The sequence below is a fragment of the Polyangium jinanense genome (assembly GCF_028435365.1).
This window is the reverse complement of record NZ_JAGTJJ010000010.1, coordinates 160220-179762: the sequence shown is the minus strand read 5'-3', so window position 1 is coordinate 179762 and position 19543 is coordinate 160220. Positions and strand designations below refer to the sequence as shown.

16 protein-coding genes are annotated in these 19543 nt (G+C 69.4%); 8 read left to right on the top strand and 8 right to left on the bottom strand.

Annotation, left to right across the window (positions count from 1 at the left end; genetic code table 11):
* Window positions 1-9 precede the first annotated feature (9 nt).
* Window positions 10-1218 carry an NAD(P)/FAD-dependent oxidoreductase gene (locus KEG57_RS20670; protein WP_272421219.1) on the bottom strand — a complete coding sequence of 403 codons (1209 nt, stop codon included), beginning with the start codon at window positions 1216-1218 and terminating at the stop codon, window positions 10-12.
* 68 nt (window positions 1219-1286) lie between these two features.
* On the opposite strand from KEG57_RS20670, the gene KEG57_RS20665 reads away from it, so the two are divergent.
* The 3 genes from KEG57_RS20665 (at window position 1287) to KEG57_RS20655 (ending at window position 5028) form a co-directional block, all read left to right on the top strand.
* The gene (locus KEG57_RS20665; protein WP_272421220.1) at window positions 1287-2264 is read left to right on the top strand and encodes a GlxA family transcriptional regulator; all 978 of its coding nucleotides are present in this window, start codon (window positions 1287-1289) and stop codon (window positions 2262-2264) included.
* 150 nt (window positions 2265-2414) lie between these two features.
* Window positions 2415-3614, top strand: coding sequence for an acetyl-CoA C-acetyltransferase (locus tag KEG57_RS20660; protein WP_272421221.1), 1200 nt, complete (start codon window positions 2415-2417; stop codon window positions 3612-3614).
* Between the two features lie 16 nt (window positions 3615-3630).
* Window positions 3631-5028, top strand: a complete 1398-nt coding sequence (locus KEG57_RS20655; protein ID WP_272421222.1) for a flavin monoamine oxidase family protein — start codon at window positions 3631-3633, stop codon at window positions 5026-5028.
* Window positions 5029-5047: 19 nt separating this feature from the next.
* On the opposite strand, the gene KEG57_RS20650 is transcribed toward KEG57_RS20655, so the two are convergent.
* Entirely contained in the window at window positions 5048-5509 is a 462-nt protein-coding gene (locus tag KEG57_RS20650) for a type II secretion system protein (protein ID WP_272458719.1), read from the bottom strand.
* A 153-nt stretch (window positions 5510-5662) separates the two neighbouring features.
* On the opposite strand from KEG57_RS20650, the gene KEG57_RS20645 reads away from it, so the two are divergent.
* Window positions 5663-6067: a hypothetical protein gene (locus tag KEG57_RS20645; RefSeq protein WP_272458718.1), complete on the top strand. Its 405-nt coding sequence runs from the start codon at window positions 5663-5665 to the stop codon at window positions 6065-6067.
* Between the two features lie 32 nt (window positions 6068-6099).
* On the opposite strand, the gene KEG57_RS20640 is transcribed toward KEG57_RS20645, so the two are convergent.
* Genes KEG57_RS20640 through KEG57_RS20630 form a run of 3 tightly spaced genes read right to left on the bottom strand, consistent with a single transcriptional unit; the run spans window position 6100 to window position 9570 of the window.
* Window positions 6100-7467, bottom strand: a complete 1368-nt coding sequence (locus KEG57_RS20640) for a serine/threonine-protein kinase (protein ID WP_272458717.1) — start codon at window positions 7465-7467, stop codon at window positions 6100-6102.
* 57 nt (window positions 7468-7524) lie between these two features.
* Window positions 7525-8886, bottom strand: coding sequence for an argininosuccinate synthase (gene argG / locus KEG57_RS20635; protein ID WP_272421226.1), 1362 nt, complete (start codon window positions 8884-8886; stop codon window positions 7525-7527).
* A 51-nt stretch (window positions 8887-8937) separates the two neighbouring features.
* Window positions 8938-9570, bottom strand: coding sequence for an RNA polymerase sigma factor (locus KEG57_RS20630; protein WP_272421227.1), 633 nt, complete (start codon window positions 9568-9570; stop codon window positions 8938-8940).
* Between the two features lie 138 nt (window positions 9571-9708).
* On the opposite strand from KEG57_RS20630, the gene KEG57_RS20625 reads away from it, so the two are divergent.
* The 4 genes from KEG57_RS20625 to KEG57_RS20610 all read left to right on the top strand — a co-directional run bounded on the left by KEG57_RS20625 (window position 9709) and on the right by KEG57_RS20610 (window position 16730).
* Window positions 9709-12459 (top strand): protein kinase domain-containing protein, encoded by a 2751-nt coding sequence (locus KEG57_RS20625; protein WP_272458716.1) that lies wholly within the window; start codon window positions 9709-9711, stop codon window positions 12457-12459.
* Between the two features lie 69 nt (window positions 12460-12528).
* Window positions 12529-13236, top strand: a complete 708-nt coding sequence (locus KEG57_RS20620; RefSeq protein ID WP_272458715.1) for a hypothetical protein — start codon at window positions 12529-12531, stop codon at window positions 13234-13236.
* A gap of 377 nt (window positions 13237-13613) precedes the next feature.
* The gene (locus tag KEG57_RS20615) at window positions 13614-14153 is read left to right on the top strand and encodes a hypothetical protein (RefSeq protein ID WP_272421230.1); all 540 of its coding nucleotides are present in this window, start codon (window positions 13614-13616) and stop codon (window positions 14151-14153) included.
* Between the two features lie 267 nt (window positions 14154-14420).
* Window positions 14421-16730: an oxygen-binding di-iron domain-containing protein gene (locus KEG57_RS20610; RefSeq protein WP_272458714.1), complete on the top strand. Its 2310-nt coding sequence runs from the start codon at window positions 14421-14423 to the stop codon at window positions 16728-16730.
* Between the two features lie 2 nt (window positions 16731-16732).
* Here KEG57_RS20610 and KEG57_RS20605 read toward each other — a convergent pair whose 3' ends face one another.
* From KEG57_RS20605 to KEG57_RS20595, 3 genes are read right to left on the bottom strand one after another with little or no spacing between them, the layout of a single operon-like run.
* Window positions 16733-17809 carry an ABC transporter ATP-binding protein gene (locus KEG57_RS20605; RefSeq protein WP_272421232.1) on the bottom strand — a complete coding sequence of 359 codons (1077 nt, stop codon included), beginning with the start codon at window positions 17807-17809 and terminating at the stop codon, window positions 16733-16735.
* Window positions 17806-18813, bottom strand: coding sequence for an ABC transporter ATP-binding protein (locus KEG57_RS55650; RefSeq protein ID WP_272458713.1), 1008 nt, complete (start codon window positions 18811-18813; stop codon window positions 17806-17808). The genes KEG57_RS20605 and KEG57_RS55650 overlap by 4 nt, the downstream gene beginning before the upstream one ends.
* A complete protein-coding gene (locus tag KEG57_RS20595; RefSeq protein WP_272421234.1) occupies window positions 18810-19496 on the bottom strand; it encodes a DNRLRE domain-containing protein in 687 nt (228 codons plus the stop codon). Before KEG57_RS20595 ends, KEG57_RS55650 begins: the two co-directional genes overlap by 4 nt.
* Between the last annotated feature and the right edge of the window lie 47 nt (window positions 19497-19543).

Sequence of the window (19543 nt, the reverse complement as noted above, 5' to 3'; positions counted from 1 at the left end):
GCGCTGAATTCAGCCGAAGGTGATCAGGGGGTCGCCCGCGGCGAGCGCTGTAGCGCGGTTCGGAGCGGGGGGATAAATCCACATGGTATTGATCGCGCGCTTGCGCTCCTTGCCCGCGGCGGCCGTGAGCTTGATCTGGCGATCCCAGCCTTCCGCGTAGAGAGCTCCCCATTCCCCGAGGTCGAGGCAGGTGGCGTAAAACCGCTGCCGGTATTCGAGCGTGGGAACGCCGAGGAGGTCGGCCACGACATTGTGCCCCCCGAAACGGCCCATCGCAATGGCGTGCTGGCACGACATGAGGGCGTAATGGCCCTGCTCGTCGGTGAGCGCGCGGGCGACGTCACCCGCCGCGAAAACGTGCGGTGTGCCGACGACACGCAGGTCCGGGGTGACTTCGACGCGGCCGAGGGGATCGAGCGAGGAAGAGACCTGGGCCGTGAGGCTGCTCGCGCGCATGCCGGCGGTCCAGACGACGGTGTGGGCCTCGATGCGCTCGCCGGAATTGGTCACCACGCCGCCGGCATCGATGGACGCGACGGCGATGCCGCTCCGATATTCCACGCCGAGGGATTGGAGCGCCTCCACGATGACGGGACGCGGGTTCTCACCGAGGCCGCCGCCGACCTCCCCTCCCCTTTCGACGATGATCACCGAGATCTTCGCATTCGCGCCGAACACCTGTCGCAAGCGCAGGGGCAGCTCCGTGGCGAGCTCGAGCCCCGTGAATCCGCCTCCTGCGACGACGACCGTATTTCGCGCGGGCGTCTCGGGCAGGGCGGCGAGAGCCGCGAGGTGCTTGTCGAGCGCGACGGCATCGCCCAGCTGATCGACGGAGAAGGCATGCTCCGAGAGGCCGGGAACGGGCGGTCGGAAGAGCTTGCTGCCGCTGGTGAGCAGCAGCCGATCATAAGGCAAGCTGCGCCTCGCGCCGTTTGTCGCAATCACGTCGACCTGCGTGTCGCGGGTCCGGATTTCCGCGACGGACCCCTCGACGAAACGGACGCCGATCGCATCGAGGAGTGGCAAAAGGGGCGCGCTCATGTCCTCCGGAGAGGGCTCGTAGAGCCGCGGGCGAATGTGGAGGGCGGGCTGCGGAGAGACGAGCGTGACCTCGACGTCCGCGCTGGTTTTTCCTTGCTGGTCGAGCAGCCGCGCGGCCGCCAGAGCGCCCCAGACTCCGGCGAAGCCTCCTCCGACGATCAATACTTTCTTCGACATGCTACCTCTGGTATGGCGAGGAGGGCCTGCCGCCAATGCCATTGACCCCTGATTTTCGGCCAACGTGCGTGAGCCAACCGCGGCTCGTGCTGTTCGTGGCGCTTCCCGGGATGGGGCTGCTTGACCTGACCGGGCCACAGACGGTGTTCTGGGCCGCGTCGCGCTACATGGAGGCGGTCGGACGGCCGGGCTACGCGCGACGAACCGTGAGCCTGACAGGCGGGCTCGTGCGCGCGGCGGAGGGCGTGGAGCTCGATACGTCGCCGGTCGCGGAGTTCACGGGCCAGGAGGTGGACACAATCGTCGTGCCCGGCGCCCCGGAGATCGAGCAAGCGCTCGACGGCGCCACGGAGCTTGCGTGCTGGCTCGCCGAAATGTCCCGCAGGGCGCGGCGGACGGCCTCCGTGTGCACCGGAACGTTTTTCCTGGCCCAGGCAGGGCTCCTCACGGGAAAACGAGCCGCGACGCACTGGTTGATGTGTGACCTCTTGAAGAAACGTTTTCCCTCGGTCGAGGTCGATCGGGATGCGATCTTCGTGCAGGAGGGGCCGGTCTGGACGTCGGCGGGCGTGACGGCGGGAATCGATCTCTCCCTGGCGCTCGTAGAAGCGGACTGCGGGCGGGACATCGCGATGAAGGTGGCGCGCGAGCTCGTGGTTTTCCTCAAGCGGCCGGGCGGGCAGTCGCAGTTCAGCGAGGTGTTGCAATCGCAGGTCGAAGACGGCGGAGCCTTCGACGATCTGCACCACTGGATCTCGGAAAATCTCGGCCGCGAGGATCTGACGGTCGAGCTGCTCGCGAAAAAAGCAAGGATGAGCCCGCGGAACTTTTCGCGCGTCTACCGGCAGACGACGGGACGAACGCCGGCGAAGGCGGTGGAGATGTTCCGGCTGGAGGCGGCGCGGCGGCTGCTCGAAACGTCAACGCGCAACGTGGACGAGATCGCGCGGCAGTGCGGATTCGGCAATGAGGAACGGATGCGCGTGACGTTCCAGCGGCATCTTTTCGTGTCGCCGATGGAGTACCGCATGCGGTTTTCGAGGTGAGGGTTCACGCTCCCGCGGCGCGTGATTCGCGCATTTCTTGCGCTCGAACGAGAGCGAGCGGTTGCAAACCGATCGATGTTCTAGGGGACTTGCCCGGCACGAAAGTCCGGCGCATGCTCCCGGCCCTCACAGGACATGCACGGAGAAAACATGGCCAAGCTCAGCAAGGACATCGTCATCGTGGGCGCGAAGCGCACCGCGTTCGGGACGATGAATGGCGCGCTCAAGGGTGTCACGGCGAACGATCTCGCGGCGCACGCGGCCAAGGCTGCCCTCGCGCAGGCCGGCGCGGCGCCGACCGACGTCGGACACGTCGTCGTCGGCAACGTCATGCAGACGAGCGCCGACGCCATCTACTGCGCGCGCCACATCGGCCTCAAGGCGGGCGTGCCCATCGAGGTCCCGGCGCTCACGGTGAACCGGCTTTGCGGCTCGGGGTTCGAGGCGGTCGTGCAGGCGGCCCAGCTCCTCCTGCTCGGCGACGCCGACGTGGTGCTCGCGGGCGGCACCGAGAACATGTCGCAGGCGCCGCACGTGCTCCGCGGCGGGCGCGAAGGCTTCGCGTTCGGCAAGGCCCCGGCGCTCGAGGATTCGCTCTGGAGCGCGCTCACCGATAGCTACGTGAATTCGCCGATGGCCATCACGGCCGAAAATTTGGCGGCGAAATACAACATCTCGCGCGCCGAATGTGACGAATATGCGCTCCGCAGCCAGAAGCTCTGGGCCGCGGCGAACGAGGCGGGCGCGTTCAAGGACGAGATCGCGCCGATCGAGCTGCCGGGCAAGCGCGGGGCGCCGCCGGTCTCGTTCGCGGTGGACGAGCACCCGAGGCCGCAATCGACGCCGGAGGCGCTGGCGAAGCTCGCGCCCGTCTTCAAGAAGGACGGCACGGTCACGGCCGGCAATGCGAGCGGCATCTGTGACGGCGCGGCGATGCTCGTCGTGACCACGGCGGAAAAGGCGCGCGAGAAGGGCTGGACGCCGCTCGCGAGGCTCCTGCAATGGGCGTCGGCGGGCGTGGATCCCTCGATCATGGGCATCGGCCCGGCGGCCGCCATTCCGAAGGCCCTCGAGCGCGCGGGGATTTCTTTCGACGCAGTCGACCTCTTCGACGTGAACGAGGCGTTCGCGCCGCAATGGCTCGCGGTGCAGAAGGAGCTCGGGATTCCGCTGGAGAAGGCGAACGTCAATGGCGGGGCCATTGCGCTCGGCCACCCGCTCGGCGCCTCGGGCGCGCGCATCACGGCGCACCTCGTCCACACGCTGCGCCGCACGGGCAAGCAGATCGCGGTGGGCAGCGCCTGCATCGGCGGCGGGCAGGGGATCGCGGTCGTCCTCGAGCGACTCTGATCGGAGCGGCGAGGCCATGGCCCCTTTCCAGAAAGAACACGAGGCCGACGTCGTCATCGTCGGCGCCGGCCTCGCGGGCCTCTCGGCGGCGGACGCGCTGACCCGCATGGGAAAACGTGTCGTGGTGCTCGAAGCGCGGGATCGCGTCGGCGGGCGCACGCTGGGCCGGGAGATCGGGGGCCGTGTCCTCGATCTCGGAGGGCAATGGCTCGGCGCGGGGCAACGCCGCCTGGGGCGCCTCGCCGCCGAGCTCGGGGTCGCGACGTTTCCGACGTACCATTCCGGGCAAAAAGTCTTGCTGCGGGACGGGCGGGTCTCGACGTATTCGGGGACCATTCCCTCGCTGCCGGTGCCGGGGCTCGTCGCGCTGCACTTCGCTTTGCGCAAGCTCGACGCGCTCGCGGCGCGGCTGCCCGAGGGGAGGCCGCTCGCGGCGGCGGAGGCATCGGCGTGGGACGAAGATACGCTCGAAACCGCAGCCAGGCAGCTCATCACGCGCAGCGACGTGCGCGAGCTCTTCGACGCGGCGGTGCGCGTGGTGTTCGGCGCGGAGCCGCGCGAGATCTCGATGCTGTATTTCCTCGCGTACCTGCGCGCGGGCGGCGGGCTCATGCGCCTCGTCGAAATCGAGGGCGGGGCGCAGGAGCGGCGCTTCGTGGGCAGCGCGCAGCAGCTCTCGATCCGGCTCGCGGCGCGGCTCGATGACGCGGTCGTGCTCTCCGCGCCGGCGCGGCGCATCGAGCAGGATGGGCGCGGCGTGGTCGTGACGTCGGACGAGATTGCGGTGCGCGCGCAGTACGTGATCGTCGCGGTCCCTCCGGCGCTCGCGGGCCGCATCGAATATAGGCCGCTCCTGCCCGTCGTGCGAGACCAGCTCACGCAACGCATGCCGATGGGCTCCACGGTGAAATGCATCGCGGTCTACGATCGACCTTTCTGGCGCGAGGCGGGGCTCTCGGGGGAGGCCGTGACGAGCACGGGGCCGATGTCGGTCGTGTTCGACAATGGCTCGCACGACGGCGCGGTGCATTCGCTGCTGGGGTTTGTCGTGGGGCAGAAGGCGCGCGTCTTTTCGGAGAGGCCTCCGGAGGAGCGGCGCGCGGTGGTGCTCGGGAGCCTCGGGCGTATGTTCGGCGAGCGGGCGCTCCGACCGAGCGAATACGTCGAATTCGACTGGTCGACGGAGGCATGGACGCGCGGCTGTCCCGTTGGGGTGATGGGGCCCGGGGTGATGACCGGCGCCGGGCGCGCGCTGCGCGAGCCGGCGGGGCGAATCCACTGGGCCGGCACCGAGACGGCGACGGAATGGACGGGCTACATGGAGGGGGCGCTCGAATCGGGCGAGCGGGCGGCCGCTGAGGTGGGGACGAGGTTCGAAGGCGGGGCCTTGGGCCGTTCCTGCGTCGGCGCGTAGCGATCCGTCGGCGAGCGCATCAAAGGGCGCTCAATCGATCCAGCTCAGCCGGTTTGAAATCGTCCCATACGTCGTCCTCCGTATCCGGCTTTCGATCGTTGCCGCAGGAGATGACGTTGATCTCCTTCCCTGCGCACAGGATTCTGTACGGGACGCCCCAGGGATCGTCCGTTTTCTTTCCGTCGATCTTCCCGGCGACCACGAGCTCCTCGATGGTCGGGCAATCTTCGGTGGCGCCTTGCAAATCGAGCTCGACGTACATCTGGGCCGCCGTCTTGATCACGGACGCGCCGATGAGCGCGCTCCGGATGCGCGCCTTCTTGTACTCGGGAAACACGAGGTACGTCGCGCCCGACGAGATGATCGCCATGATCGCGATGACGATGAGCACCTCGACCAGCGTCACGCCGCGGAATGCCCGGCGAAAGCGCCGCCGCGTACCCTCGAGCCCCCTGCCAACGAAGGAATTCCGGTTCTTCATGGCGAAAGGGATGTTACCGCGTGACGCACCCGACTGTCCAGCTTTACACGCACCGGGAGAGGCAATGCGGCGTCCATCGCCCCGATCCCGTCCCTTTCGCGTGATACGTGAGCCAAACTGGACGCCACGCGCGCGTTCGGGCACGATCGGCCGATGAGCGTCGAGGAGACGTGGGTCGGCCGGCACTATGTACGATTCGAGCCCGGCGATCTCCTCGTGATGGAGTTCCACGGGCCGATCCTGCCCGGCGAGATGGCGGCGCTCGCGCGCTTGACGGACGAACGATTGCTCGCGCGGGGCCGGCTCTTCGTCCTGTGCGACATTTCCGACGCGGGCGGATTCAGCCCCGGATCGCGGCACGAGCTGCGTGATCGGTCCCGGAACCTCCCCCCGCATTTCGTCGCGTACGTGGGCGCACCTGCCCCCGTCCGCGTGGTGCTCGATCTCATCATTCGCGCGACGAGCTCCCTCACGGGCGCGAAGATCGCTCACCGCTTCTTCGAGACGCAGGCGAAAGCGCGCGCGTGGTTCGACGAGATGCGCCCGAAGGCCGCGTGAGACCTTCACGCGCGTACGTCAGGATCCGGCGCTCATTTCCCCGTGAGCAGCCACCGCAATGCCTCGCCCTCCGTCGTGAAGAACGAATACACCGGTAGCCCCGTCTCGACGGAAAGCCTCTGAATCTGCATGCGCCCGAGCGCGCTGCTGATGAGGTTCGCCGCGCGCACGAGGCCATGCTGGCGCGCGTGGGTCATCGTCTTCTCGATGAACGCGCTCACTTCGGGCTTCTGGGGGGGGAAATTCGAGATGTTTGCCAGGACGTACCACGGTTTGCCGAGGAGCGGCCTCGTCTTGCGCTCGAATTCCTCCCAGTACCCCTTCCCGTCCCCGAGGTCCCAGAACCCCCACACGTCGACGCGGACCACGTTCGTCGCGCCATCCACCGTGACCAGAAATCCCTTTTTCGCGACCTCGCGCGCCGGAGGCGGAGCCGCCGCCGAGCGCGAAGCCGATGACTTGGGTTTGGCCGATGGAACCTGCTCCACCGACGGCCGCGCGCTCTCGCGCACGAGATCCGTGAGGGCCGCGATGGCCAACGTCGCCCGCGGAAAACGGGCCTCCACCGATTTCGCGGTCGCGCCGGCGAACCAGGAATCGAATCCGGCAGGGAGGTCGACGCGCTTGCGGCGCTTGGCCCGCGCCTCCGGCGATTCGCGCGGGCCGGCGGAGATGTCGGCCGCGAGCAGGATGGGCGAGCCGTCACGCTCGAGCTCCTCGGACCAGTAAGGCTCGCCGACGAGCAATTCGTAGGCGAGCTGGCCGAGGGCATAAATGTCGGCCGCGGGCCCGATGTCGCGCGAGGCCTCGACCTGCTCGGGCGCCATGTAGATCGGCGTGCCGAGGATGCCGCGCGTCGTGATGCCGGCGACGACAGGATCCTCCGTCTTCACGACCCCGAAATCGAGGACCTTGACGCAAGGCGTGCCGTCGTCGCGCCACGAGACGAAGACGTTCTCGGGCTTGAGATCGCGGTGGACGACACCCGCGGCATGGAGTTTGTCCAGGGCGAGCGCGGTCTGCGCGAGATAACGGAGCACGTCCTCGACGGTGAGCCGGATGCCCTGATCGAGGATCGCCCCGAGGTCGCGACCGCGGAGCAGCTCCATCACGAGGAACGGCAGCTCGGTGCCGGGATCGATGCCGACGTCGACGATCCGGACGATGTGATCACTCTCGATCGCGCCCGTCGCCCGCGCTTCGAGCTCGAAGCGCTTGCGGCCCTCCTCGCTCGACACGAGATTCGGCAGCATGACCTTGAGGGCGCGCCGGCTCGAGGTCTTCTCGTCGACGACCTCGTAGACCGTGCCCATGCCGCCGGACTTGATCGGCCGGATCACCCGATACCGGCCGTGGAAGAGGGTCTCGGGTTCGAGGAGCTCGGGGCGTGGCAGCAGCATCGAGGACAGGTGAAGCTACCAACACGCCCGCGCGGCGACAAGCGGCGCCGTATCCCCTCAGGAGAGGCGCTTCGGCCCGCCCTCCCCCTCGCCGAGGACGTCGCCGAAGGACGACGCCGAAGGACCGGTGAGGCGGCCGAGACGATCGGCATAATGGAGCAGGAGGGTGCGGTTGTCCGAGACGGCGAGGTTCTGGATCTCCAGGGCGCCGATGCGATCCTCGGGCGTGAACGCGGCCTCGGTCTTCTCCATGGAGAGTTTCTCGGGCGCATACGCGCTCTTCTCCGCGCGGGTCTCGAGGATCGTGTAATCGTCGCCGCGGCGGAGCGAGAGGCGCACGATGCCGCTGATCGGCGTCGCGACCCAGCGGGCGAGCGACTCCTTCAGCATCATCGCCTCGGGGTCGTACCACTTGCCCTCGTAGAGGAGGCGGCCGAGGCGGCGGCCGAGCGTGACGTAGAGGTCGGTCGTGTCCTCGTTGTGCGTCGCGGAGAGCAGGCGCTCGTAGGCGATGTGGAGCAGCGCCATGCCGGGCGCCTCGTAAATGCCGCGGCTCTTCGCGCCGATGACGCGATTCTCGATCTGATCACTCATCCCGAGTCCATGCCGCCCGCCGATTTCGTTCGCCGCGACGATGAGGGAGAACAGCGACGAGAATCGTGCGCCGTTCAGCGCGACGGGCACGCCCTCGGCGTATTCGACCGTGACCTCCTCCTCGGCGATCGCGACGTCCGAGCGCCAGAACGGCACGCCCATGATGGGGTTCACGATCGTCATGCCCTTGTCGAGGAACTCGAGGTCCTTCGCCTCGTGCGTCGCGCCGAGGACGTTCGCGTCGGTGCTGTACGCCTTCTCGGTGCCCATCGGGTACGGCATGCCGATCGAATCGAGATACTGGGCCATCTCGGTGCGGCCACCGAAGGCGTCGACGAACTTCTGGTCGAGCCAGGGCTTGTAGATCTTGAGCTCGGGATCGACGAGCACGCCATAACGGTAAAACCGCTGGATGTCGTTGCCCTTGTGCGTGCTGCCGTCGCCAAAGACGTGCACGCCCTCCTCGCGCATCGCGCGGACGATGGCCGTCGAGGTGACGGCGCGGCCGAGGGGCGTCGTATTGTAATATTTGCGGCCGGCGGTCGAGAGGTGGAACGCGCCGCACTGGATGGCGATGATGCCTTCCCGCGCCATGGACTCGCGGCAATCGACGAGCCGCGCCGCCGCGGCGCCGTGCGTGAGCGCGACGGGCGGGATGTCCGCCGGGGTCTTCTCGTCCGGCTGGCCGAGATCGGCGGTATAACAATGGACGCGGAGGCCCTGGCGCGAGAGCCAGGCCACGGCCGTGCGCGTGTCGAGGCCCCCGGAGAATGCAATGCCGAGCGCAGTGCCCGGCGGAGGAAGGGTGCGGTAGATGCGGCTCATCTCGCCGCGTGCGATAGCAGGCGAGGGCGCGGCGCGAAAGACCTTTCTTCGCTAGCTGTCATCCCCGACGAGCCCCTCGCGCCGCCCCATCTCGTAGAGCTTTTCCTTGAGGTGCTGGAAGCGCTTGCGCAGGCGCGCGGCGACACGTTTGCGTTCGTCCGCCCCGAGCGGCGGCGCGTCCTCGCCGTGGAGCACGACGGCGAGGTCGTCCCACGAGAGCTGTCGATCGACGCGCAGCATGAGGAGTTCCTGCTCCTCGGGCGGCAGGCGCGCCCGGAGCTCGGCGAAACGATCGCGTCGCTCGGTGCGGAGGTACGAGCGCGTGACGGTGCGGACCTCGGCCTCGATCGCCGAAAGCTGAGAGCCCTCCGGCAAGGGCACGACCCGCGCGGCGCGGCGCTTCTCGGCGCGGCGAAAATCGAGGGACGACGTGCGCGCCACGGCATACGCCCAGGTGCGGAAGGAGGCGTCCCAGCGAAAACTCGGCAGGCTTTTCCAGAGCTTCTCGGCGAAAAGGGAGAATACCTCCGCGGCGTCGGTCTCGTTGCGGTGGAGCGCCGCGACGAACTCGAAGATCTCGGGGCCGTAGGCGCGCAAGGCGACGGACGTGGCGGCGCCGATGTCCCCGCCCTCGGCGAGGCGGCGGATGTCTGCATCGATTGTGCGCCTTTTGTCCGCGTCCATGCGACGTGAGGCCCGAGCCTTGGGGCAGCGCGCGGGCACGGTCATCTTGCCCGCCCCGCCGGCGCTTGGGAAGTGCTCTCCCGCGCGAAACGGCGCTCGCGGATGGTATGCTCGCGGCGGTCCATGCCAGGCGAGCCCTTGTCCGGACGCACGAGTGACGTGCGGCGGGACGTCGACGACGACGAAGACGACACGTCCCTGTCGTCCTCGTCCGAAGACGGCGACGGGGCGATCACGCCTGATCCTTTCCTGGCGAAAATCGCACGGATCCCTTCACGGAGCGCGCCGGGCGCACCGGCGACGTTGCCACGACCGGGCGAGCGCGTGGGGCGATTCGTCGTGCGCGAAGAGATCGGTCGCGGCGGCATGGGCGTGGTGTTCGCCGCGACGGATCCGACACTCGGCCGCGAAGTCGCGCTGAAGGTGCTCCTGTCGGAGGACGAGGAGCGCAAGCGTCGGCTCCTGCGCGAGGCGCGCGCAGCCGCGGCGCTCGGACACGCGGGTGTCGTGGCGATCTACGACGTCGGCGAGGATTGCGGTCGGGCGTTCATCGCGATGGAGCGGGTGCGCGGTTCGACGCTGCGCGAGCGGCTCGACGCGAGGCCGAAGGACGCGCCGGCGCTGCCGCTCGACGAGGCGCGACGCGTCGCGAGGGACCTCGCCCGCGCGCTCGCGAAGGCGCACGGTCGTGGCCTCGTGCATCGGGACATGAAGCCCGAGAACGTGATGATCGAGGCCGACGGCCGGGTGATCCTGCTCGATTTCGGGCTGGCGAAAGCGACGCACATGGAGATCGATCCGGTGTCGGTCGCGACGGCCGACGGCGCGATCATCGGCACGCCGAGCTACATGTCGCCCGAGCAAGCGCGCGGAAAACCGGTCGACGCGCGGAGCGACGTCTTCTCGTTCGGCGTGATGCTCTACGAGATGCTGACGGGGAAGCGGCCGTTCGTCGGTAAAAACGCGGCCACGGTGCTCGCGTCGATCGAAGGATCGGAGCCGACGCTGCCGTCGACGATCCGCGCGGGCGTGGATCCAGACCTCGAACGCGTGGCGCTCCGGTGCCTGCAAAAAGAGCCGTACGCGCGGTACGAGAACGCCGGAGCGATCGCGAAGGAGCTCGCACTCGATCACGACGCACGAAAGCCGGGGATGACGCGCTTTTTGGCCCCGGCCGCGCTCGTGGTGCTCGTCTTGATGCTCGTCGCGGCGATCGGGGCGTCGAAGATCCGGAGCGAGAGGGCCGCGGCGCCGCTGGAGGAGCCCTCGGCGAGCACGCGTGTCGCCGCTGCGAACGCGCTCGTGCCGGTGGTCGCGACGGATCTGCCGAGCTCGGCGTCGCAAAGCGAGGAAGCGCGCGCAGCCTATCGCGCGGGGCTCGAATCGTTCCGCGCGGGCGGCTCGTGGGGGCCGGATTTCCAGCGGGCGATCACGCTCGATCCGGCCCTCGCCTCGGCGCACGTGCAGTACGCGGCGATCGGAATGGCGCAGCACCTCGACGGCGTCCGCGAGAGCTTCCGGCAAGCGCGGGCGAAGAGTGACGCGCTCTCGCCGCGGGACCGCGCGCTGCTCGACGCGATCGAGCCGGTCGTGCAGCGCGAGCCCGCGGACTGGGCCGAGGCAAGCCGCAGGCTCGGCGTGATGATCAAAGACCACCCGGGCGACGCGCAGCTCTGGTACTTCCTGGCGCTCGGCCGCGGCAACTTCGACGACTTTCAAGCGGCGATCCAGCACCTCAAGCGCGCGATCGAGCTCGACCCGCAGTTCGCCCGGGCGCTCAGCTCGCTCGCCGTCTTCGAGGCGTACCGCGGCCGATTCGACGAGGCGCAGAAGGCCATCGATCGGTGCCTCGAGGTCGCGCCGGATGCGATGGCGTGCCTGTCGTACCGCGCGCGCCTCGAAGGGTATGCGGGGCGTTGCGCCGCGATGGAGTCGTCGGCGCGGCAGATGATCGCGCGCGGCGCGCAGGCGCACCTCTCGTACCCGCTGCTCGCCGACGCGCTCGCGTCACGCGGCGAGCCGAGCGCGACGGTGGAGGAGGCGCTGCGTCACGCGGGCAAACAGGTGAACGAGTTGCCGAAGGGAACGGCGGAGCTCGTGCAGAGTCGCGTGCTCGTCGTGGGCGCGATGCGCAAGGCCGCGCTCTACGGTGACTTCGAGGCGGCGCTCGAACACGCCCGGGCGCTCGGAAAGCGAGCGGAGGGCAGCGCGCGGCGCAACGATCACGGGATCGCGGCGCGCGCGGTCGCGGAGCTCCTGATCGAGTCGGGGAAACACGCGGAGGCCGGGGCCGTGGCGCTCGACTATCTGGATCGTCAGGGCGCGTGGGAGCCGGATCCGAGCGCGGAGGACTCGGCCCTTTCGAACGACGCGACGCCCGCGCTGCTCGTGACGGCGCGGAAGGCGGGCGTGATCACGCGTGAGGGGCTCGCGTCGCGGCGGCGCGCGTGGCTCGCGGAGTGGTCGTCCCGCGCGACGCCGGCGGCGCGCAGTTATCTGTGGCTGCACGGCTGGGCGGCCACGACGATCCAGGGAGAGGACGCGCGCGACGCGCTCGCGGCGCTCGCGGAGCACGGCCCGCTGCCGCCGTACGTACCGGGCACGCTGGTGGGCGCGTCGGCCGGCGTCACGTTCATGCTCGGCGGTCGGCTCGACGAGGCGAAACGCTGGCTCACGCAGGCGGCCGGGAGCTGCTCGGCGCTGAGTTTTCCGATCGCGCACACGCGCGCGCATCTGTGGCTCGGACAGGCGCTCGAAGCGTCGGGGGACACACGCGGCGCGTGTGCGTCGTACCGGACGGTGCTCGATCGATGGGGGCGCGCGCGGCCGCGGAGCGTGACGGCGGACGAGGCGCGCGAACGGTCGACGCGGCTCGGCTGTACACGCTGAACTTTTTTCGTCACACGCGCCGGGGTGCTCCGTCGATCCCCATGAACGGACCGACGGAGGGCCTTCCTGATGCGCACTTCGCAGATGCTGTTTGCCGCCGTATCGATCGTCGCCGCCGCCTCGCTCACGAGCGCGTGCGATGCACCCGCGGGCGCGGGGGACTCGAAGGAACCATCAAAGGGAACGGCGGAGTCGACGCACGCCTTCGCGGGCAAGCGCGGCTCGACCGGTCAAACCTGGCGTTCGCTCGGACCGGACGGCATCGAGAAGCTGCATGGCGAGACGCGCCTCATGCTCGCGAGCGGGGCCGAGCGGCAGGTGGTCGAGGACGTGACGCTCGACGTGAGCGGCCGCATCGTGTCCGCCGAGATCACGACGACGAGCAGCATGGCGAACGAGCTCCCGGTGCGGCTGCATCTCGTGCCCTCGGAGGGGATCGTGCGGATCGTGTCGGGCTCCACCGAGACGACCTTCCACGTGCCCGCGGATGCGCCGTGGGTCTACACGGCCCTGCCGGCGGGGATCCCTGCGACGCCGATCGCGGCGTGGATCGCGAAGCGCGGGGCCGACACGGCGCCCTGGCTGCGGGTGGTGTCGGCGAGCGAGGGACGGAGCTTCCTCGCGCCGCTCGATCAGGTCGTCGTGCGGACGGAGACGGGCACGACGGTGGTGCTCGGGCAAGACGCGGCGGATACGGACACAGTGTTCGTGCGGGACTTGCGCCTCTCGGGCGGCGAGTCGATCACGCGGATGAACGGGCCTGCGCTCGTGTTGTGAAGATCGTCGACGAGCGGTCACGCTCGCCGGCGCCAATGGTTGGTCCTCCAAACAATTCCTTCGCCACGCGCGCGGGCGCATGTGGCCCGTAGTTGCAACAGGACGAACCATGCGGCGCGTCGAGCCTCCATCAGCTCGTCCGTACGGTCGCGTCTCCCTCCCCGCGCCATGCGCGCCCTCCGCTGACCTCGCTTCCCCGCGAGGCAGGTAATCCAAAACACGTCAACTGCGCCAAAAAACTTCGATCATGCCCCCGCGGAGGCAGCCTCGTCACGTGGTTCCAGCGGCTCGGGGGCCTTTCCGCGCGCGCTCGACACGTTCGGGCAAATTTTTGGCGGAAAGGTCGCCGGTCTGCATGTAGACTCCGTCCCCTCAACATGCCGACCGCTCGTCGTCGCCTCGAAAGCAAAGACATTCCGCAAGCAGACAGCCTCGAAAACGTCCGCCGCATCATCGATGCGGTCGCCGATGGCTCGAAATCGAAGGCTGACGTCTCCGACCGCACCGGGATCAACCCCCGCCACGTGCTCTACGGACTCCACACCGCCCGCGTGCTCGGGTTCCTCGTGGAGGAAGAGGGCGGCGGGTTCGGGACCACCGAGCTCGGCAACGCACTCCGCAATGACCCGGCCGGGAGCGCCGAGGAGCGCGAGTCGTTCCGCAAGTCGATCCAGGACAGCGAAATCATCGGCGCGATCGCCCCCGGGATCCTCACCGACAAGCCCCCCACGCAGGACACGATCACGAAGAACATCGTGAAGCTCAGCGGGCTGTCGGATTCGACCGCGGGCCGCCGCGCGCAGACGTTGATCTCGTGGCGCACGCAGATCCTGTCGCAGCTCGGGACGGGCGTCGTTCCGGCCGCGGATGATGCCGCCGACGAGAGCGACGAAGAAGAGCCGGTGGCCCAGGCCTGATCGGACCCCTCACGCGCTCACCTCCTTCCCGGGGTGAGCGCGTTTGTCCTCCATGGTCCGACGACACGCGCCCCGGGTCGTCTCCCCCTCGACGCAATGCGTGACCTCCTTTTGACGAGCCAACGTCAATGGTGTGACGCACCATTGCGCTCGCTATCGTCTCGCCCGGCGCATGTGTCCGTGCTACCTTAGATTTCTCTCGACTCCGGTGCTTTCGGCAATGCCGGTCGCGGAGGTTCCCGTGGGGAAAACGACCGCATGATCGCCATGGAACGGGCGAATCGAGATCGCGCAGAGGCGCGCATCGGGACGCTTCTGAAGGGGAAGTGGCGGCTCGAGATGCTGCTCGGCGTGGGCGGCATGGCGGCCGTCTACGCGGCCACGCACCGCAACAAGAACCGCGCGGCCGTGAAGGTCCTCCACCCGGACCTCGCCGCCGAGCCCGCGATCCGCGCCCGGTTCCACCACGAGGGCTATGCCGCGAACGCCGTCGGCCACCCCGGCGTCGTCCGCATCCTCGACGACGACGAGACCGACGACGGCGTCGCCTTCCTCGTGATGGAGCTGCTCGAAGGCGAGACCTACGACCGTATCGCCCAGCGCTGCGGCGGCAAGCTCCCCACGCACGAGGTGCTCACGCTCGCGCACGCCGTGCTCGACGTGCTCGTCGCCGCCCACGAAAAGCGCATCCTGCACCGCGATCTCAAGCCCGAGAACATCTTCCTCACGCAGGCCGGCACCATCAAGGTCCTCGATTTCGGCCTCGCGCGCGCGCTCGAGCCCGCGGTCCAGCAAGGCCGCATCGTGACGAGCTTCGGCACGACCATGGGCACGCCGGGCTTCATGCCCCCCGAGCAGGCGCGCGGCGACTGGAACGAGGTCGACGCCACGAGCGACCTCTGGGCCGTCGGCGCGACGCTGTACACGCTCCTCTCGGGCCGCCTCGTGCACGACGCGCAGAACCTCACCGGCAGCCTGATCATGGCCGCCACGAAGCCCGTCGGCTCGGTCGCGCTCGTCGCGCCCTCCCTGCCCCGCGCCGTGATCGAGCTCGTCGATCGGGCCCTCCAGTTCGACAAGGCGAACCGCTTTCAGGACGCCGCCACGATGCGCGCCGCCGTCGCCGACGCGCTGCAACCGACCACGCGCGTCTCGCCCGGAAACACACCCGACGCCCATCGCTTGCACGGCAAAGCACTCGTGGAGCCGAGGATCGGCACGAGCTCGGAGCCTGCCACCATCGCGATGGCCGGCACGCGCACGCAGCCGCCCACGTTGCCTACGCCGCCGGACTCCGCGTCGTCCCTCGCACCGCACGCGCCGCACGCACCGCACGCGCCGCACGCGCCGCACGTGCCCCTCGCGCCTCACGCGCCGCTCGGCCAGCTCACGCCCTCGCGTGGCACGAGCGGCCCCCTCTCGCCCGCCGCGAGCCCGCCGGGCCAGCGCCCCACGCCGCCCCAGCAGCAAGACCGGCCCGAGGTGGTCTCGCCCATCGAGATCGCCAAGGACACGTTCTGGGTCGGCAAGCGTGACCCGAAGAGCATCTTCCACGCGAACCCGTACCTGCGCGTATTCCGCCCCAAGCCCGGCTTCGAACAGGCAGGCCCCTTCCACCTGCTCGTCGACCCCGGATCGAGCTCCGACTTCGCCGTCGTCTCGGCCAAGATCGGCACGCTCATCGGCGGGATGAACAAGCTCTCGGCGCTGTTCATCAACCACCAGGATCCGGACGTCGGCTCGAGCGCCGCCGTGATCTCGGCCCGCTACGCGCCGGGCGCCGCGATCGTCTGCTCCGAGGCCACGTGGCGCCTCATCGTGCACTTCAACCTGCCGCCCGAGCGCTACGTCGACACGGCCCGTTTTCCCCGCGGCTTCGACGTGCCCACGGGCCACACGATGCTCCCCGTCCCGAGCCCCTTCTGCCACTTCCGCGGCGCGGTGATGCTCTACGATCCCGAGACGCGCGTGCTCTTCACGGGTGACCTCTTCGGCGGCCTCACGCCGATCGAGGCGCGCGGGCTCTGGGCCGACGAGAGCGACTGGGCCGGCATCCGCGCCTTCCACCAGACGTACATGCCGACGAACCGCGTCCTCACCCGCGCGATGGACGCGATCCGCGCCCTCGATCCGCCCGTCGAGATCATCGCCCCGCAGCACGGCCGCCTGCTGCGCGGCGCGTTGCTCCATCGCTACATCGACCGCCTCGCGCGCCTGCCCGTGGGCCTCGACATCCTCGACGACGCTACCGACGAGGAGACGATCACCGCCTGGAACAGCGTGCTCCGCCGCGTCGTGCGCACGGCCCGCATGGTGCTCGGTCCGGCCGCCGACGAGCTCCTTCACCAGCACGAGGACCTTCGCGACACACTCCAGGTCGCGGGCGACGAGGTGCGCCTCTCGTCCCTCGGCCGCTGGACCCTAGGCGCCGTCGTCGAGGCGCTCACGGTCGGACAAACCCCCACGATCGCCAATCCGATCAAGCTCGAAGCCGTCCTCGCCTGCGAAGAGCTCGAGCTGCCGTCGCCCGACATCCGCATCGAGGACGCCGAGTCGTCGGAGCGCATCGGCGTCTAGCGTCAGCCTTCGCTCGGCGGGCCCCCCGCCGGGATCGAGGGCCTCGCGCTCGGCCATGGCGCCGGCATCTCGCTCGCTTCGGGATGGAAGCAGGCCACGCGGTGGTGGCTCCCGGGAACGATCTCCGTGAGGTCCGGCGCCTCGACGTCGCAGCGCCCCTTCTCGGCTTTCTGGCAGCGCGATTGGAAGACGCACCCGCGCGGCGGTTCGAGCGGGCCGGGCGGTTCGCCCCAGAGCACGCGACGCGGCCGCGGATCGCCGTCCTCGCGCGGCAGCGCCCCGAAGAGCGCGCGCGTGTACGGGTGTAGCCGCCGCTCCGCCACCTCGCGCGCCGGCCCCATCTCCACGATGCGGCCGAGGTACATCACCGCGATGCGGTGGCTCATGTAGCTCACCACGCGCAGATCGTGCGAGATGAACAGGTAGCTCACGGAGAGCTCGTCCTGCAGCCGTTCGAGCAGGTTCAGGATCTGCGCCTGCACCGACACGTCGAGCGCGCTCGTGGGCTCGTCGCAGACGACGAAATCGGGACGCACCGCGAGCGCTCGTGCGATCGCGATGCGTTGCCGCTGCCCGCCCGAGAACTCGTTCGGGTAGCGATCGAGCGCCTCGCGGCCGAGCCCCACCTTCGCGACCATCTCCTCCACGGTCTCGTCGGCCTCGCGCGGCGTCTTCGCGAGCCGGAGCGCCGCGATCCCTTCGCCGACGATCTCACGCACCGTCATGCGCGGGTTGAGCGATGAGTACGGGTCCTGAAAGACGATCTGCATGCGCCGGCGCAGCGGCCGGATCGCGCGCTCGGAGAGGCGCGTGATGTCTTGCCCGTCGAACACGATGCGCCCGAGCGTGGGCTCGACGAGGCGCAGCACCGTGCGTCCGAGCGTGCTCTTGCCGCAGCCCGACTCGCCGACGAGCCCCAGCGTCTCGCCCGGCCGGATGTAGAAGCTCACCCCGTCGACCGCGTGCAAGAACTTCGGCGCCTTGAAGAACCCCTGCCGCACGGGGAACAACGTCGAGAGCTTCTCGACCTGGAGCAGCGGTTTGCCCGAGCGAGGTTTGTCCGGTCCGCCTCCGCTCATGCCGCGCCTCCATGCAGGAAACACCGGACCGCGTCGCGCTCGCTTCCCACCGTGACGAGCGGCGGCGCCTCCTCGCGGCACCGATCCATCACCTCGGGGCAGCGCGGCGCGAACGCACATCCACGCGAAACGCCGCGCGGATCCGGCAGCGATCCTTCGATCGTCGGCAGCGCCTTCCGCTTCTCTCCGCGCGTCCGGAACGAGCCCGCTGGCGGCACGCTGCGCACGAGGGCTCGCGTGTACGGATGCCGCGGCGACGAGAGCACCCGCGAAGGAGGCCCCGACTCCACCACCTTCCCCGCGTAGAGCACCACGATCTCGTGCGCGATCTCCGCGACGAACGGCAGGTCGTGCGTGATCACGAGCAAGCTCATCCCGAGTTCGCGCGCTTGATCCGCGAGCAGCGCCATGATCTGCGCGCGCAGCGCCATGTCGAGCGCGCTCGTGGGTTCGTCGGCGACGAGCAGCCGCGGCGGCGCGGCGAGCGCCATCGCGAGCAGGACGCGCTGCCGCATGCCGCCGCTGAGCTCGTGCGGGTAGCTGTCGAAGCGCTCGTCGGGCCGGGGAAAACCGACACGGTGGAGCAACGCGCTCGCGCGGGCCCGCGCCTCCTTGCGGGACATGCGCTCGTGAAGGCGGATCGCCTCCATGATCTGCGTGCCCACCGAGTAGACCGGCGTGAGCGCCGTCAGCGGCTCCTGGAACACCATCCCGATTTTGCCGCCGCGCACCTGCCGCATCGCGCGCTCCGGCAGCTTCAAGAGGTCCTCCCCTTGAAACAGGATCGCGCCGCGATCGATCCGCGCGCTCGGCGTGGGCAAGAGCCGCAGGATCGACAGCGCCGTCGCCGTCTTCCCGCAGCCCGACTCGCCCACGAGCCCCACGGTCTTTCCTTGCGGCACGTCGAACGAGACGCCGTCGAGCGCCTTCACGCTCGTTCCCTCGGCGGTCGCAAACGAGACGGCGAGGTCGCGGACCGAGAGGAGCGGCTCCTTCGCCGTCACCGTACGTAGACCTCGAGGCGTGGCCCCCGCTTCTCCACCACGCCGAGGGAGAACGTGATCCCACGCGGATCGTTCGGATCGGCGAGCACCGCGAGACCGTGCTCCTCGCCCGTCCGTTTCGCCCAGCGCTGCACCACGTGCGTCACGTCGATGCGCATGGGGCTCGGCGACGTCACGCCCACCGTGCCCGCCTTCTCGGCCACGTCGAGACGCGGGCTCCGCCCCCACGAGACGAAATCCGCGCGCCAGGGCTCGAGGATCCGCGCGATCGAGAGCGACACCGGCTGCGTCGGCGGTTCGGACGCGGTCGCCGTCTCGAGCACGAGGAACGCCGACGACACCTCGCCCACCTCGGCGACCGGCACCTCGAAGTGGAGCAGGAGCGACGTATCCCCCGCCGCGCTTCGCCCGAGCGAAACCGCCTCCGGCAGCGCCTCACCGCCCCCGCTCGGCCCCTTCGACGACACGACCGCCACGGCGTCCGGGAAGAGCAACAGCCGGCGCGCGTCCATCGCGGTCACGAGCGTGTCTTTTTTGGGCCTGCAACGACCGACCACGCAGGCGTCCCCTTCCGCGGCGCAGGGCACGTCCGCGGCGCAGAGCGGCGGGCCGGGTGGGCTCTGCACGCAGCCGAGAAGCGAAGCAGCGAGGAGCACGGCAAAAGGCGGGCGAGCGATCCACACGGCGGCCCCGGGACCCTAGCAAAAGTGCCCGCCCGCTCCCACCACGG